Annotated in this window: 12 protein-coding genes; 3 read left to right on the top strand and 9 right to left on the bottom strand. The window is 27.6% G+C overall.

Translation table 11 applies throughout. The annotated features are described in order from the left end of the window. Positions 1–105: 105 nt before the first annotated feature. The gene (locus tag ACY3IT_RS00480; protein ID WP_463082833.1) at positions 106–453 is read left to right on the top strand and encodes a ribonuclease toxin HepT-like protein; all 348 of its coding nucleotides are present in this window, start codon (positions 106–108) and stop codon (positions 451–453) included. A 24-nt stretch (positions 454–477) separates the two neighbouring features. On the opposite strand, the gene ACY3IT_RS00475 is transcribed toward ACY3IT_RS00480, so the two are convergent. Both ACY3IT_RS00475 and ACY3IT_RS00470 read right to left on the bottom strand, forming a co-directional pair. After that, positions 478–1,881 (bottom strand): peptidase associated/transthyretin-like domain-containing protein, encoded by a 1,404-nt coding sequence (locus ACY3IT_RS00475; protein ID WP_463082832.1) that lies wholly within the window; start codon positions 1,879–1,881, stop codon positions 478–480. An 87-nt stretch (positions 1,882–1,968) separates the two neighbouring features. Then, positions 1,969–2,874, bottom strand: coding sequence for a choice-of-anchor Q domain-containing protein (locus ACY3IT_RS00470; protein ID WP_463083652.1), 906 nt, complete (start codon positions 2,872–2,874; stop codon positions 1,969–1,971). Positions 2,875–3,102: 228 nt separating this feature from the next. Between ACY3IT_RS00470 and ACY3IT_RS00465 the strand changes: the two genes are divergently transcribed. Next, positions 3,103–3,651 carry a hypothetical protein gene (locus ACY3IT_RS00465; RefSeq protein ID WP_463082831.1) on the top strand — a complete coding sequence of 183 codons (549 nt, stop codon included), beginning with the start codon at positions 3,103–3,105 and terminating at the stop codon, positions 3,649–3,651. Between the two features lie 36 nt (positions 3,652–3,687). Next, complete coding sequence (locus tag ACY3IT_RS00460) at positions 3,688–4,341, top strand: DUF7424 family protein (RefSeq protein WP_463082830.1); 654 nt, start codon at positions 3,688–3,690, stop codon at positions 4,339–4,341. A 39-nt stretch (positions 4,342–4,380) separates the two neighbouring features. Here ACY3IT_RS00460 and ACY3IT_RS00455 read toward each other — a convergent pair whose 3' ends face one another. Genes ACY3IT_RS00455 through ACY3IT_RS00425 form a run of 7 tightly spaced genes read right to left on the bottom strand, consistent with a single transcriptional unit; the run spans position 4,381 to position 17,054 of the window. Further along, the gene (locus tag ACY3IT_RS00455; RefSeq protein WP_463082829.1) at positions 4,381–5,385 is read right to left on the bottom strand and encodes a sigma-70 family RNA polymerase sigma factor; all 1,005 of its coding nucleotides are present in this window, start codon (positions 5,383–5,385) and stop codon (positions 4,381–4,383) included. Continuing rightward, entirely contained in the window at positions 5,372–5,932 is a 561-nt protein-coding gene (locus ACY3IT_RS00450) for a winged helix-turn-helix domain-containing protein (RefSeq protein WP_463082828.1), read from the bottom strand. Before ACY3IT_RS00450 ends, ACY3IT_RS00455 begins: the two co-directional genes overlap by 14 nt. A 1-nt stretch (position 5,933) precedes the next feature. After that, positions 5,934–7,367: a BREX system Lon protease-like protein BrxL gene (gene brxL / locus ACY3IT_RS00445; RefSeq protein WP_463082827.1), complete on the bottom strand. Its 1,434-nt coding sequence runs from the start codon at positions 7,365–7,367 to the stop codon at positions 5,934–5,936. After that, the gene (gene pglZ / locus ACY3IT_RS00440; protein WP_463082826.1) at positions 7,364–9,703 is read right to left on the bottom strand and encodes a BREX-4 system phosphatase PglZ; all 2,340 of its coding nucleotides are present in this window, start codon (positions 9,701–9,703) and stop codon (positions 7,364–7,366) included. The genes brxL and pglZ overlap by 4 nt, the downstream gene beginning before the upstream one ends. After that, positions 9,704–13,882, bottom strand: coding sequence for a hypothetical protein (locus tag ACY3IT_RS00435; RefSeq protein WP_463082825.1), 4,179 nt, complete (start codon positions 13,880–13,882; stop codon positions 9,704–9,706). After that, entirely contained in the window at positions 13,879–14,664 is a 786-nt protein-coding gene (locus ACY3IT_RS00430) for a hypothetical protein (RefSeq protein WP_463082824.1), read from the bottom strand. The genes ACY3IT_RS00435 and ACY3IT_RS00430 overlap by 4 nt, the downstream gene beginning before the upstream one ends. Further along, positions 14,661–17,054 (bottom strand): phosphoadenosine phosphosulfate reductase domain-containing protein, encoded by a 2,394-nt coding sequence (locus ACY3IT_RS00425; protein ID WP_463082823.1) that lies wholly within the window; start codon positions 17,052–17,054, stop codon positions 14,661–14,663. The genes ACY3IT_RS00430 and ACY3IT_RS00425 overlap by 4 nt, the downstream gene beginning before the upstream one ends. Between the last annotated feature and the right edge of the window lie 3 nt (positions 17,055–17,057).

The following is a 17,057-nucleotide window of genomic DNA, read 5'->3' as shown; positions in this document are numbered from 1 at the left end:
TCTTGTGGAACTTGAATATTGTAAATTTAAAGAAGAAATCTATAAGCATGGATTGAAAATAAAATGAAAAAGGAGAAAATTAGTTTACTTTTAGGATACTAAACAGTGCTGGAAAGAAAAGAAAAGACTATTTACTTGGCATACAATCCACATAACCTTTATAATGCTTTTGAGGATTTATTTAGAGAGATACCCAAAACCTTTGAAAATGAAATAGAAAACTTTGAATATTATCATAAAGAACTTCTAAAGAGAATGACTGTTGAGATTTATGGAATTAGACCTAAAATTTTATCAAAAGAAAGCTATGCTGTTCTTGATGAGCTTAGAGTTTTTAGACATATATTTAGACATGCATATACTTACGAGATTGTCCCTGAGAAGATTAATCTTTTAAAAGATAATCTCCTCAGGAACTGGGATCTTATAAAAAGAGACCTATATAATTTTTAATCTTGGCTTAAAAGTATTTTATAATTATAAAGAAATCTTATATAGATAAATGTCCATATTTTGGTCTTGTATTAAATATCCTAAAAATATAAAGTAAATATCTTTCTCACTTATAACATCAGTTATAAAATTATTAAAATCTTTTCTTTCCACAATTTCTCCAACAAAATTCCAATTTAAATCTAACTTAAGGATGTAGGAATTATTAATTTTGTTTTCATTTACATATCCTGCCAATATATAGTTTTTAGAATTTTTTGCTATAGAAGTAACATGAGTATCTCTTCCCTTTTTGGAATAATTTTTCCTAATTAATACATCTCCCTTATCGTTAATGTATACTAAGAAAATTCCTTGTTGTAAATTTTTATACTCATTGCCAACTATTACATAACCTTGTGGACCTGCAATTAGAGCCTTTCCATAAACAGGTCCCTCACTTTTAATTTCTTTGTTCCATATTAAATTGCTGTTTCTATCTATTCTATAATAGGTAGCATAAGATGGTTTATCTGTTGGTGTAGTTGACCCAACAATTATGTAGTCTCCATTTGATGCTTGAATGACTTTTTCAAAATAATCCTCACCTTTATCTCCATAGACTTTATCCCATATTTTTTCACCATTTTTGTTAAATTTAACTATGTAATTATCACTCTTTATTGATTCTTTGTTTCTTATCCTTACAAGTCCTACAGCTACAATTTCTCTCTCCTTGGTTATAATAAAGTTCTTTATCATTTCATCCCAATCAGATCTTCCATAATTCTTTTCCCATATAATTTTTCCATTACTATCTAATTTTAAAAGATATATATCATGGCCTTTATCTTTATTTATTGCTGTTGCAGTTACTATATATTCATTGTCATTTATATCTACATATGCATTAAGCAGATCTTCACCAATAGAATATGTTCTTCCCCAAACTTTTCTGCCATACTTATCTACCTTCAATAAATATAAATAGCTTTTATTTGAATTTATGGGAGTTAGTTTTCCAGATATTAAATAACATGAATCATTAGTTAGCTTTATAGAAAAGGGGAATTCTTGATCAAAATTTCCAAAGTATTTTTTAAATAACTCTGATAAAGAAATACTAAAATCTATTTGATTTGTTCCAGCTTTAAGAATTACTGGTCTTCTCAGGACTATAGATTTCAAATTGGGTTCATAAACATCTATTGTAAAAGTTTCTTGTTCTCCAACTATCGGAATATTTTTTATTACATATCTACCATCCTCATCGCTAATACCTATGCAATCTGTTCCTAATATTCTTATTATTGCTCCTTCAATTGGTTTTCCATCATCTTTATGATATATGTTTCCTTCTAATTTTGCATATGAAAGATTAGTTTGGCTAAAAGAAAAGGTCAGCAAAAGAATTATTAATAAAGGAAATACAAAATATTTTTTGGACATTTTTCCTCCTAAAATTTAAATATATATTATTTTATAATAAAAAAATTTCAAAAACAAGAAAAAGTAAAAAATTCAAAAAATTATTAATCATTTTTCATAGGCACCCATATCAACGCCCTTACCAATAGGACGAGGTTTATTATCTAAATCAGTAGTAGGAGCACCATCTAATGTGCCATTATCAATTGCAGGACTTCCATCTTTTAGGTGATAGTCACCTAAATTTCCAAATGCAGTTTGAATAAATAATGGATCACCGTATAAATTGCCTTTTCCTATGTTATTAACCTCTTTTGCCCCATATGTTTTATTTAAATGCTCAATAACTCTTTCAGGATGTTTTGGCATGTAAAATAGATTGTTTTCTATTTTAAATTTAACAGAATTTCCTAAGAAAATTGGGGAATTTGGACCCCTTGCGCTTAATATATTGTTTTTCATTGTTAGAATAATTGGTATGTCAGGGTAGTCATATTGAACATACATAAGATAGTTATTACCAATTTCGTCATCAACAGTAACATTAATTATTAAAAATGAAGAATTGCTTTTTTCAGTAGATATTACAATAGCTGACCATGGGGTAATTTCTCTTTTTCCATCTCCTCTTCCATATATGAGAGTATTTTCTATTTTACTATTATCGCCCCACAATTTTATACCATCACATGAATTATTAGCTACAATACAGTGATGTATATAAGTATTTTCAGCTTTAGAGTCAATACCGTCGCCTCTATTATGCTCAACTAAGGTATTTGCTATTTCTATAGGTCCATTAGAGGTTTCAATACCAAATCCGTCTGGTCTATCATAAGGACCTGGTCCCCTTTTTCCTTGATAATAATGGCCACTATAAGAAAGAATGCATCTATTTATTAGAACATTTTGCCAACCACCCTCCTGACCTTCAGGTCCTCCAATACATCCAAATCCACAATAGCTTATCTGAGAGTTTAAAATCTGAATTCCATTAACATCTGAGATATTTATTCCAAATTCATCTATATAATATTATTTACTGGACCATTTATATCCATAGATGCTTTGTAAAACCCAAAATTTATTAAGTTCATTTTAACATAAAAAATAAAAATTTGACTTTTAAAAAACAGAAATTAATCTTTCATTTTCCATAATTAAATTCTTTTTTACATTTTTCTATAAGGTCAGGTTTTGACCCTTTGACTGGTTATTATTAATTACAGGAGGTGATGTAAAATGAAGAAATATTTAATAATATTTATATTATTCTTACTTTTAGCTATTTTGTCAGGATGTAGTTTGTTGCCCCATGCAAAGGTAAAGATGCTTTATCCGGTGGAGTCTGAAAATCTTTATTTTGAGGATGATTTGATAAAAATAAGCTTTGTATTTTACGAAAACAAGATATATTATGAATTGGAGAATAAGATAAGCAGTGAATTGCAAATTAATTGGCGTAACGCAACCTTTACTTACTCATCAGGAAAATCTACTTACTTAGCGTGTTTTAACCCAGATGATGTTTATTACTATACATGTTACAATCCTTTTTATGTAAGTAATATTCTTCCTTATGGGAAAGTTAAAGCATATATGATTCCTTATGACCTTTTGGAATATGAATATGATAGCTATTTGGGCAGTTATTATTATTCTATAGAAGGAGAAATATATTCTGAATTTAAGAGGGGAATTTATAATGTAGGAATAAAGATTCCTGTATATATAAAGGATTCAGCAAAAACAATTACATATAGTTTTATATTTAGTATAGAAGTGATGTAGGAGTATAATAAAAAAATTAATTAGGGGGTGGGTTTATTGAAAAAGCTAATAATGGTTTCTTTGATTATATGTCTTTTTATCACATTATCAGGCTGTAAGTTGGACATCTCTTCAGATATTTATCTTAGTGACCTATATGATTTTGTTAATGATAGTAAAACTGATATGATTTGGGTTAATTCATTGTTGAGACTTGAAATTGTCTCTAAGGATACTTTCAAGGAAAATAAGGATGAAATTACCAGTGTATTAGAAGAGTATTTTGATAATGTAGAAAATGTAAGGTATGAAGAGAATAATCTTCAAAGCTTTTATGTGGCAGATATTGAAATTCCCCTTACAAAAGGTGAAGAAGTAGAGGATAGGGTAATATCATTTTCTTTTAAGGATGATAATCTATATGTTAACTTCAACAATTCTCTTTTTGAAGGGCTAAACAGTAGTATTTTTAATAAATTCTATCAATCAATTGAAATAAATGATTTGTCTATTGAAGTAATGCTTATAAATGATCTGAAGAGAGACGTGAGTATAGAATTGCAAGGAGTATATGTAAATTTAAAGCCATATCCATTTTTGAAGAAGTTAACAATGAAAAACAGAGATAAAATGATGATAAGATTTTCTAATGTTTTAAGGGATTATGTGGCTCAAGAAGGGAAAACAGCCTTTGTAAAGATAGTTTGGTAAAAAAGATTATAGGGTAGCAAGTTTAAATTACTTGCTACCCTATTTTAGGTATTTTCTTTTTGAAGGATGCTTAAATTTCTTTATAATTTTTGCCTCTATCTGTCTTACCCTTTCTCTTGTTATTCCAAATATTTTACCTATTTCTTCGAGGGTTTTGGGAGTTCCATCTTTAAAGCCAAATCTTAGGTATATAATTTCTCTTTCTCTTTCTGATAGAGTATTTAATAACTCATCTATAATCTTTTTTATAAATGTTATTTCCATTTGGGAGAAGAGGTCATAATTTTGGTCATTATTAGGTAAAATGTCATCTATAGTTAATGTAAAATCTTCGTTTTGGTCTATTAAGGGATAGATACTCTCAAATTCTTCCTCTGAAAGATTCTCTATTTGAACATCGTATGGAATAGTTGTAAAATTACAATCCATGAGAGACTTTAATGAATCTCTACTATATCCTGAGTATGTTGATAATTCGTGGATAGTTGGTTCTCTATTTAACTTTTCCATAAGTATTTTTCTACATCTTTTAATATAATTTATCTTTTCTTGAAGATGGATAGGAACATAAATTGTTCCACCCTTTTCTGCAATAGCCCTTGTAATTGCTTGTTTTATCCACCACGTTGCGTAAGTAGAGAATTTATAACCTTTTCTCCAATCAAATTTTTCAACAGCGTTTATGAGACCTATGCATCCTTCTTGTATTAAGTCTGAGAATTCTAAACCTCTTCCTTTATATCTTTTTGCAATAGAATATACTAATTTGAGATTGGACAGTATTAACTTTTCTTTTGCTTCTTTATCTCCTTGTTCAACTCTTTTAAATAATTCTTTTTCTTGAATAGGAGAGAGTAATTCATATTTTGAGGGGTCTTTAAAATGAATCTCCTCAAAATCATCTTTGTGTTCTTTAAGTTTAAATTTACTTTTCTTAGGGAATACTTGTTGGGGTTTTGTTTGTGCTTCTTCTTGCTCTTTGCTTTTTAAAAAGTTATTAATCTCATCTAATAGGCTTTCTAAGTATAAATCATTCTCGTCCATTGATTTCTTCTAAATATTTTTTTATATATTTATATCCTTTCTCAGAAAGTTCCCATATACCACGAGGAGAATCTCTTTTCATCAAGCCTTCATGTACTAATATCAGTCTACACCAATCTACATTTTTAATCCATCTTACAGTTCCTGAGGGTAATAGTTCTTTATCCTTTTGGGTTAATAGATCATTTAATTTTTTTTCTAATTTTTTATGGACCTCTAAGGCGGGGGCTTTACCTCCTAATTCATATAATGTGAGAAGTATATGGAGCCTAAAAAAAGCTTTGGGAGTTATTTCTCCTTTAATTCTATTACCTTTTTCTTCATATTTAGAAGGTGATTGGGAGTTATTAACAAGATTTTTTAGCTTTAAAGTAATATATTCTAATTTTTTTGAAATATTCATAAGCTCTTTATTGGTTTTTTCTATTCTTTCTATGAAAGACAATATAATTTCTTGAATTTCTTCTTTATTTTCTTCATATTTGTTTAGAAATTCATCTATTTCACTTAACAGATTTTCGAGTTCCCAAAAATCTGAGTCCATCATTTTACTTCTTCACCTTTATATCAGGTAGTTCCTCTTTATATTCAGGATCCATCAAGTGTAGTTGTTTTCTTATTATGCCTCTTTTTTCAAGAGCAGGTTTTAAGCAAAAAATTTCAAAGTCATCTTTATCAATGTCACTTGGATCTTTCACATGAGGAAATAATAATTTCAGATAACCTGTGGCTAATTTCTTTATGGCGGTAGTATCTCTTGTATCAGCTTTAGGAGGTATTTCTAACATATCGTCTACAATAGAAGAGTATTCTGAGCGATCTCTTAGACTATGCAATATTTCTGTGAAATACTCAACATTTAATGCATATCCACTTATTTTTAAGTCCTCTCTAATTCTTGGAAGTCTCCAGCCCTCTATAAAACCGTGAAACCTATCAAATAAGGCTGATTCATGAAAAGATTCTGGTAAATCTTTAAAATAAATGGGATTTATAGGATTTAAATTGCTATCTAGTTGAATATTACCAAGAAGTATAAATCCAGCTGTTGATTCTCCGTGGTAGTTTCCAATAGTAAATTTGCCCAATTCTAAGTAACTTTTTAATGCAGCTCTCATTTCTTCATCGTTTGAGAATTCTATGGTTTGTGCTTCATCAAAAGCTACAAAATCATATCTTGTTATGAATCCAGGAATATTTTTTCCCATATCGTAAAACATTTTTGCTCTTGTTACCTTTCCTCCACTTACACACCATCCATACTTACTAAGATTATTAAAAATATATGATTTTCCTGTTCCTTTTGGGGCAAGTTCGATCATATTTAATCTTGGCTCTACAAAGACAAGGAGTCTTGATATAAATTGTAACTTTTGTTCAAAACTAGCAAATCCAATAGGATTATATTCCATAGATCTTATTAATAAATCTACCCATTCTTCAAGAGCAAATTCTTTTCTTCCTTCCTTAAAGTATTCTAAGTCTATGTCATAAGGTTTAAAAGGCTTATATCCTATTATGGCGATAAAGTTTTCTTTCGTATCTGCTATATATCTAAGAGTAAAAACTCCCCAAATTTCTCCACCTTTCAATTCTGGATGTTTTTCAATGACATGTTCCATAACTTTTCCTTCGTAATCTTTTATTTCAAGGTCAGGAATGGAGAATTTGAAAATTCCTTTTTTAATGTCAGGTTCTATTGATACTCTTGTTAATATATCTATAGATTCTTTATTATACATGAGAGTACCTTTAAGTTTTTTGGCTGATTCTTTTTGGGGAATATGTTTATCAATGAAGTCTATTATTTCTTCTTTATATACCTTTCCTTCATCATCAGAAAACTTTCTAATAAGCCAATCTTTAATAAAAGATGGAAGATTTTTACCATTAAAAACGCTATAATTCTCTTTAATTTTTAAGAGGGATACATCAGGAAAAACTTTTTTAATTTTTTCATCTAAATTACTGAGTTTGTTCATAATAACTCTTTTTCTTGTATGCCTCCTTTTATTATAATTTTATGTTTTTCCTCATAACCTCTTATATGAAAAGTTAATTCATAGGTACCAGGTTTGAGTTTACTTAAATTAATTGTATAACACTTTTTTTCTTCTGAATATATGGGTTCAAACTTTTCACCTTTGTATTTAACTACGACATCTTCTATAAACGGAGTGATGTAGAAAATTAGAAGAGGATTTCTAATACTAACTTCTTTATCTGGTATATCAATTTTATAAGATGGTATTTTTTCCTTTACTTTTGATTTTGTCACATAAATAATAGGTACTAACACTTCTTCTGGAGTTGCACCTCCATGTGTTTCAAGAGATTGAGGATAGGAAAAAGAGGTGTATTTTAATGCTATAACATATTTTTTATCATCATGGTCATAAACTATTATATCTTCTTTCGCTTTAAGAGCTATATCTTTCTCTAATACAGCATACCTTGGCTCATTTTCTTTTACCTTAAGTTCTGGAAGTTTCTGATTTTGTAAAACTTTATTGGAAAAGGCAGTAAATCCATGATCTGATAATATAACAAAATTATCACTTCCAGTTAGAAGTTTGTTTTTTATTATATTCTTTATTATTTCCATCTCTTTAATCAGTCCTGGATATATATTTGGATCTTTTTTTTCGTGGATAAATTTATCTAGAGTATCTATTCTTTCAATTACTTCAAATTTATTTATCTCTGTTATTGTAGGGAGATTAGATACTACTATATGAGCTTCTATTTTGTATCCTTTTTCTTCTAATATTCCTGCTATTAAAGGTAGAAATTCTAAGGATAAAGCATCAATCCATAATTTTTCATATTCATCTTTTATTTTGTAATTATTAACTTTAGGAAAGGAATGATACCATTCGTAAAAAGTATCTTCATTTCTATTTTTTTCATTAAGAATTTCTAATAGTCTTTCTGTAGGCTTATTTTTTAATCTCGAGATATGGTATTCTTTAAAGTAATCTAAAATCCAATTTTGGTCTGGTTTTAAATTCACAATTTTAACATCTTTTTCTAAGTAATAGTAAAGTTCAGGATATAGTTCTTTTAAGTTTTCTACTTTATCGTAATTTTGCATAATCCATGATTTTTCGAAATATGTGGTTCCAGTTAAATAGATTTTAAACTTGTCTGGAGGTAAAATATTACTTTTTTCTTTGAGAATTTTATCAATTTCTAAGATTATAGGCTCTATATTATTTATATCTTCTTTTAATAGATTTTTGAGGGTATTACTTCTTTCTTCTAAAATATCATTTTTAGGTTTTGAATCTTCAAAGATGAGGGTGTAATATTTACTTAAAATTTCTTTTATTTCGTAGCTTTCTATGGATTTAAGAACTCTTGATGCATAAGTTTCTTTGTATTCTTCCTTGTTTATTATATAATTCTTTAGAAGCCATAAATGGAACTTATCATTTTTAACCCAAAGCTTTAATAGGTCTGTTATATTGATCTTTTTAACATTTAGAAGATCTTCTGTTAATTCATAAAAGTTTGTGAATTTTTTATTTTGTAGTGTTTTACATAATATTTCCCAATTGTCTTTCTCTTCTTCTTTGTATTCTATGGGGATATTAATGTAAAATAGATGGTTTAAGTATTCTTTATAATTTTTAATTTTGTAAACATCAAATATATCATCACTTATTACATGGTCAGAGTGTGTATTTAATGTTTTAGAAAGACATACAATATTAAGATAGTTATTTAAATTCTTTTCCCATATATTTAGAAAGTCTTTTGAATTTTCGATAATAAGTGTGTCTTGAGTTTCTGCTTTATCTAAAAAGTTAATGAAATATAAATTGTATTTTTCTCTTTTCCCTTCTAATATCCAAAAAGGTATTATCTCTCTTCTTCTTGGATATTTATCAAAAAAGATCTTTTCAAATTTATTTTTTATTCCTATTAATGGTATATATATTCTTCTTTCAAGGTTATTTTGAGTGTTTTCTATACTCATAATACTACTTAAAAGAGAGTAAAAGCTATCATCAGAGAGAAACCTGCAATATTCTGATATCGATAAGAGAAGATAATCTTTTTGGGGATTAAGATTATTTATTAAATTTATTATATCATATATGGTGATCCATGCATCGTTATAATATTTAAATATATCAAAATCTGTTAAATGTAAGAAATCTATATCTAAAATAGATCGTAGCGCATTTATAAGATTTTTTAGATCCCAGTAATTATTTAACAATATAAACCTTACAGGAAATCTATTATAAGTTATACTCGATGTTTTCCTATCTTTCTCAATTGTTCTTAACAAGTCATTTATATTGTCCATTTAAAGAAGTTCCTCTAGATCAGAAATAATTTGGGGATATTTATCTATGAGTTTTACTAATATTTCTCTTAAGTCTCTATTAGTATTTTTTATCTTTTGTGCTATTTTTTCCTTTTTCTCTTTGTTCAATATTCTTATGAGATTTTCTTTTTCTTTCAGAATTAGATTTTCTACGACAGTCTTTTTCCAGTAGTAATCTTCGTTTCGTATTTTGGCTTTAATCTCACTTACTATTTTAGATACATCTTCCGTGGTTTTTAAAATCTCTCTCAACCATTCTTTATATAATTTTTCTATCTGAGTGGATTCCCAAATGGATTTAATTTTTTCTTTATTATTTTCAAGCATTTGATATAAACTTTCTATGTCGGTTAATGAATAGTTTTTATCTGATGTTATATAATATGATAGTTCCTCGGTTGTTTTCTTAACTTCATTATCATCTATTAATCCAACGGCCCAGAAGGGATATATCTTATTCGTAACTTGATTTTTTATTTTTATTTTTAGATCATCTGGTATCTTTATGTAATTTTTATCTATATTAAAGAGCTCTGCTATTAGTTTTAGAAATTCATACAAAGTAAGAGAATTTTTTAAATCTTTTTCTTCCCATAAGTAAATATCCTTTTTTAGATTTTCCCTTGTAAAATCTAAAAAGTCATTAATTTCATTATTATCTAATAATTTTTTACTATTTGTTTTTAGTAATTCCTGGATGCCTTTTTCCGCTGTTTCTGGATTAAGATTTAAATACAAGATTTTTTCACATGTAGGAAGTAAATTAGAGAAGTTTATTATATCTTCTTGAGATGGATCTTTATTACTTCTTATAAACTCTTCCAAGAAATTGATTATGTGGTTTATTTCATCAAGTTTTAAAACATACTTTATGCTCCACAAGGGATATCTTAAATTGTTATTTATATAATTCTTGATATCTTCCCTTAGCTCTTGAATATTATCTCTTTTCTGCAGATTAAATATATTACATAAATTGTTTATAAATTCAATTTTATATCTCTCTTTGTCTTTCTCTTTTGCCCAGTCCTTCAATTTTAAAAGTACATTTTTTTCATCCCATAACGCAACTTCCTCTTGCATGTGCTTATATAGGTAATCTATTACTTCTTCTATTTCTTCTTCATTAATTTTTACCTCTTTTTGCTGAGTTAATAACCAATTCTTAAATCCTTCTTTTACTTTTTCTTTCTTCAAAATTAGTTTTAAATCAGTTTTTACATTCTTAAATAATTGAAGATATTTTATAACATTCTCTTCGCTTAATTCTTTATCGATACTTTTACTTAAATATTCAATTGTTTTAATAGCTATTGTTACACCTTCGTTTTGTTGTGGTAAATATTTTAAACTCCAAATAGGTAGATTTACTTCTTTAATCCAATTTCTTATTTCCCACTTCGCTTTATTTAGATTTTCAGCCTCCTTTAATCCAAAAATATCTTTTAAAATTTCAGTAAGTTCTAACTCATTTTGAGTTCCAAGCCTTACTTCTAACTTTTCTTTTTCTTTCCCCTTAGTAAAATATTCAAAAATATCTTTGATTTTATCTTCCATAACTGTTGGGTTTACTTTTTTGCCTGTTCCTGTCTCATATAATTTATTTGTATGTGGTCTTAAAACGAATCCTAATAAGGCATAATGTATTATATTAGGATAAATACCATATGGAGGTTCTTTTAAAAATTCTAATAATTCACCTAAGTTGAAGGTTTTACCAGCATGTTCTTTTATTCTGTTTTCTACCTCTTTGAAAATCTTAAAGGTTGGGTGATCTGGATCTATATTGTTGTAAAATTCGAAATTGCTGTTAACAATATACTCACCACTTTTAGATTTTAATATTTCTAATATTGGCTTATCTAAAGCGGTTTTTAATTCATCTTCTAATTGCTTTCTATTCTCAACTGTAAGAAATGTTTTAGCGTATTTTATTGAATTTCTAAATGTCCAAAGATTTCTATTTTTAGTTAAACCTTCGATATTTTCTAATCCTGAGGTAAATATTTCTTTTGAATAATCCTTATTGATTTTATCTGCTATTGATGAGAAAGTTATCTTTTCTTCTTTATCCCTAAATAATATGTTAACAAAATCTTTCTCAACTTTTTCAATCCATATATTGATCAATTTATCTATATATTTTTCGTTGTTTTGGGCTTCTTCATTAAAAGAGTGTTTATAAGCTACTTTTTTCCTTGCGATATACTCTAATAATCTCTCATAGTCTTGCTCTCCAAATTCCCTATTTGATACTACAAATACTATATTTCGAGCTTTTGGATTTCCATTTATTATCTTCCTTATATTTTTTTTGATTATTGATATTTCCTCATTGATTTTTGGGAGGAAAAGAGCAATATTTATTTCATATGAATTTCTATAATCTCTGTCTATTTTTCTTAAGATCTCATTTTCAGAAAGTCCTGCCCAGTATATATTTAGATTCGGTTCTCTTAAAAGGTTGTTTTTAATGGTATCTAACAGAGAGTTTTTAGTATCATCATTTATTAATTTAGTTATATCTTCAAATTCTCTTCTTGCAGATTCTTTTTCCCTACTTAATTCTTCTTCTGGGAGAGGAGTTTGGAATATTCGATATAATCCATCTGGGGTTTTAGGAATTATATTTTTGTCGATATAATCTAAAACTTGATCTATGTGGTCTCTATAGTGGGTTCCTAAAAACATGTCTTCTATGTTTTCTCGTTTGGGTATGAATAAAGATGATTCGTCAGTTAAAGTAATTATTGATTGTAGAAGATTTAGAATTAGTATGCCTTTGAAGATGGTCAGATATTCTTCACCTTTATTTTTTAAAGAATCATGATAAGAATAATATTTTGATAAAATATTTCCTATTTTATCATCTTGTCTTCTTTTTAAATCATCTATGAAGTAATCCCACAGTTTATCTGCTGTCAAGAGGTATACATTATTTTTATCTGGGTAATTCTTTATGAAATTTATAAAACCTTTTTCTTCATCATATAAGAAGCTAAAGATGCTTCTTTCTGTGGATCCTATGTATCTTGAAATTCCTACCGCAAGTTGAGCTGTGTATGGATGGATAGGAAATAAATCTTTTAATACTTTTGCGGTCTCTGTATTGTCTGGTACGAGCTTATTTAATACTTTATTTAATCCAGGATACGTGTTATAAATATTATCTCTGATTTTTTTCCAATCTTCCTCTCTCTTTTTGTCTATAGTTTTCGAAACTATATGGAACGTGGTAATATTTTCCATAAAGTAGTTTATGCTTAAAAATCTTCCTAATACTTTTTCTTGATCTTCTTTTTCAATTTGAGTTTGTTGAGGGTGTCTGTGAGATATTATAAAAAGAAATATATTTTCATTGAAACTTTTTTCTGCTATATTTTGAAGAATATTAAGCAGTGCAGGGCTTTGAGAAAGCTCTAAAAGAGGAGTAAATTCATCCCAATATATGGTCATATATTTTATACCTTGATCACTTAAATTTTTCAGTATTTCACTAAGCCAATCCTCTATATTAGGATGAACAATTTTTAAATCTCCTAATGCTTCTTCTATTAATTTTATTATTTCAGGATCATTCTGATGTAATTTATTTTTAAGACCATTTATATCGCCAACAAGGCTTTTTAAATGTGGATTTCCCTCTATAACATCTTGCCAATTGATTTTTGGATCATCTATGTATTTTAAATATTTATCAAATTCACTTTCTGCTATCACTGAAATGTTGTACTTTTTTAAGGATTCTTTAACCGCTATTTCAATTATTAAGCTAAATTCTTTTGGAGAATATATACCAGAAATACCTTTTAGAGTAACAGGGAGTACTCTATTTTCTTTTCTAAAATTTTTAAGTCTCTCTCTTAATTGTACTTTTTCAATATTTCTGAGATAATCATCTATTTCAGAAGGATCATCCCATAAAAGATGTTTTATTACACCTGTTGCATGGCTTTTTCCTGTTCCATATGTTCCTTGAATCCAAATAGATTTTCTATCCTTAGGATTTGTTGCTTCTAATGAATTAAGAAATTTCTCTAATATTTCTAAAAAAGATTTTGTTGGAATAAACTGTTTCCAGTAGTTTTTTGGTTCTTGAATGATATCATAAACTGGCTGAAAATATTCATGAAGGCCAATTATTTCTTCATATCTCATTTTTTTTCTCCCCCTACATATTTCTCTAATATATTAATAGCCTTCAAAGAGTCATAAAGAATAATGAGGCCTGGTCTATCTAAGGATAATCTATATAAATTATAATATTGGGAATTGTCTAACAATGATTTTTGCAAATCTTTTGTAGATATGGAAAATATTTTCTGAGGTGAATAGAGTGTATTTTCTAAGGAATAGAGATCTATTTCATATAAATTTTCTCTCTCTGCATACTTGTATAGATTATACAGTATCACTAAAGGGTGTAAACTTTTAAGTCCAATTTTATTAAATCCTTGGATAATTTTTCCCTTCTTAATTGGTATACCTTGTCCTAAAATTTCACCTATTGGAGATTTTGAGAGAGTTTCTTTGAGAGTACAATAATAATTTATTATTGATCTGTTCTTTTTACCATAAGATATTATAATATTGTTAATGATCTCTTTTCTGAAATATATGCCTATTTTGAGAGTATTCCAATAAGTAAATATTAGAACATTAAAGCATAAATTTATCCATATTACACCCCAAAGAATCTGAGAATATGGTCCATCTTTTAAATATATCGATTTTAGAAGGTGAAAAAGAGGAGTAAGATTTTTATTTTTATCTATTAATTCACAGTCTCTTAGTAAATAAATAAATGCTTCTATTTGTTTTGGCCCTAAAGTATTTTCTTTTAAAAAATTTTCACCATTTGTTAAGAAAGAGTATAACCACTCTTGTCTTAAGCCAAAAGTGTAGTATTTATAACCATTTATTTTTATAAAATTATTCATTTTACATAATATAGTATCTGAGAGTAATCTTTTATATCTTCAGAGAGATATATATTATCTAAATCAGCCACGATATCTACTTTTATTAATTCTGTTAGAGATTCTTGTAATCCCCTTAGTAGGTTTTCCAATGCTGGTCTTGATATTCCAAATATAAGATAAGGACCTCCATCTTTATTATCTTCTCTATAGAATTCTGAAACCGTAAGTCTATATCTATCCTTTGATATAGCGTATCTATATATAGAATAAAGTATAGCTATTGGGTGTATATTGTCAGTGCCTATTTTTTCTACTAACTTATTTGAACCTTCTTTTTTAATTATTCCTATCTTTAAAACATTACTAATATATTTGTTATTTTCAAAAAGATTAATAAGAGCATTAAGAGGATTCATTAATGTTCCATCAGATAGCTTAGGATAATTTTCTTTTAATTTTTTAAAAAGATCATGTTTGTTATAAGAAGTTTTCCATGGTATTTCGGATAGATACCAATTAATAATTTTTGAATTATAAAAAAGATTTATTAATATTATTTCCCATACAAGTTGAGTATTCTTATAAAATAATTCGATTAAGCTTTCTCCTATTTTAGATATTTTTTTCCCTCTAAATGTGTTATCTAATATTTCTGCCTCTTTTAACCAAATGATGAAAGCATTTACTTGTTTAGGTCCTAAACTGTTATCGTTAAACCAATTATATTTTTTGTTAAAGAAAGCTACTAACCAGCCTTCTCTTAATCCAAATGTTGAATATCTATCGATACCTGTGCTTTTTGTATTTTTCATTTTTGTATCTCCTTTCGGAAGATTGAGTGATTTTGCAACTGTACATCCGTAGGAGTTAAAATCTAAACATGAATAACAATGTTTGCATTTAGTTTCGTCTATTGATATATAGGGTAATACATTGATAGCATTATTAGGGCATTCGACCTCACATACCCCACAGTTAATACAATATGTAATTTTATTCAGAATTTTTTTTAAAAGACTTATTTTATCTTTATTTAAAGTATAGAATTTACATTGAACATTATTGGTAAAAGATATTTTGTAATTAATGATTGTTTTATCTTGTAATCTTATTACTCCTTCATAGATATTTCCATTGTTTAATACATATATTGAGGTATCCCCTAATACTTGCAACCATGTTATATTTTCTTTAATCTTTTTGTTATTATTGAATAAAATAATTTCTAAAGTAGGAAACTCGGTTAATATAATATATCCATTTTCTCTATCTATGCCTTTACCGCCACCTCTTTTTTTCCATTGGCCTTTTGAGATATATTTATTAATGTCCTTTATATTTTCTAAACCAAGTGAGAATGCTGTTTTTCGAATCTCAGATATATATTCTAAAGTCTGCTCTGGAAATAATTTGTTTATAATATATTCTGTCCATGGAGATCCAAAGGGACATATGCTACAACCTATTCGGGTCAAACCATATCTATACCCATAGTTTATGGGAATATTTATATGGATCAAGTTCTTTCTGTAAATTATATACATAAACACTTCAAGATTTGTCCAATTTAATATTATTCTCGAATCTATTACATTGATATGCTTTACATCTTCTGCTATTCTTTCATATCTACCTCTTCTTGTACTCTCATCTGCTCTTACACCATCAAAAACTAATACTTTTAGATTTGTCTTATCAGGAAATAATGATTTTAATAATCTTATTTGGGGAGAAGTTTTGTATACGGAACAACACCATCTTATTAATCTGCTTGGTGGACCAAATACTTTCCAAAGATCGTAAGAATGTCTTTCATTTCTTGCAGTATAAAATTTTAATTTAGGATATAGTTTCTGATATAGCTTTTTTGTTTCCTCATAAGTTTCATATGTGGGAGGTATTTCCATAGTAGTATCTGTAAAAATAACGAAATATTCATCTGGGGGTAATGTACGAGATACAAGATCTAAAACTACTTGTGAATCTTTTCCTCCACTATAAGCAACTATAAAGGCATCAACTTTATCTTTATAGTTTTTATATGTATTATTTATGAAATCAATAGCTTCACCTTCTATGGTTTTTATGGCATCTATATTTTTCTGTATTAATAAGTCAATATCAATAGGTTTTAAAACAAGGTTTTTCCCTTCCTCAGTTATTTTAATTTTGGGGGCTTCAAAAATATTACCTCCTTTTGCTTCAGCTACACACTTTCCCTTATAGTAATATCTTCTTCCAATGTTCCACAAAAGGGGTTCTTCTGATTTTGGATATTCCCAATACTTATCAAAACCTAAAAGATCAAGTTCTTCAAAAAAAACAGGCCTCGGAGGGGTGATTTCTTCATCAGTAGAATCTGATAATAATACTAAATTGTTTTCTTTGTCCCACTTTACTTTATACATAGT

The organism is Dictyoglomus sp. GBS (assembly GCF_055179815.1).
Note: the sequence above shows the minus strand (reverse complement) of the source record. Positions and strands in the feature narration are given on the sequence as shown.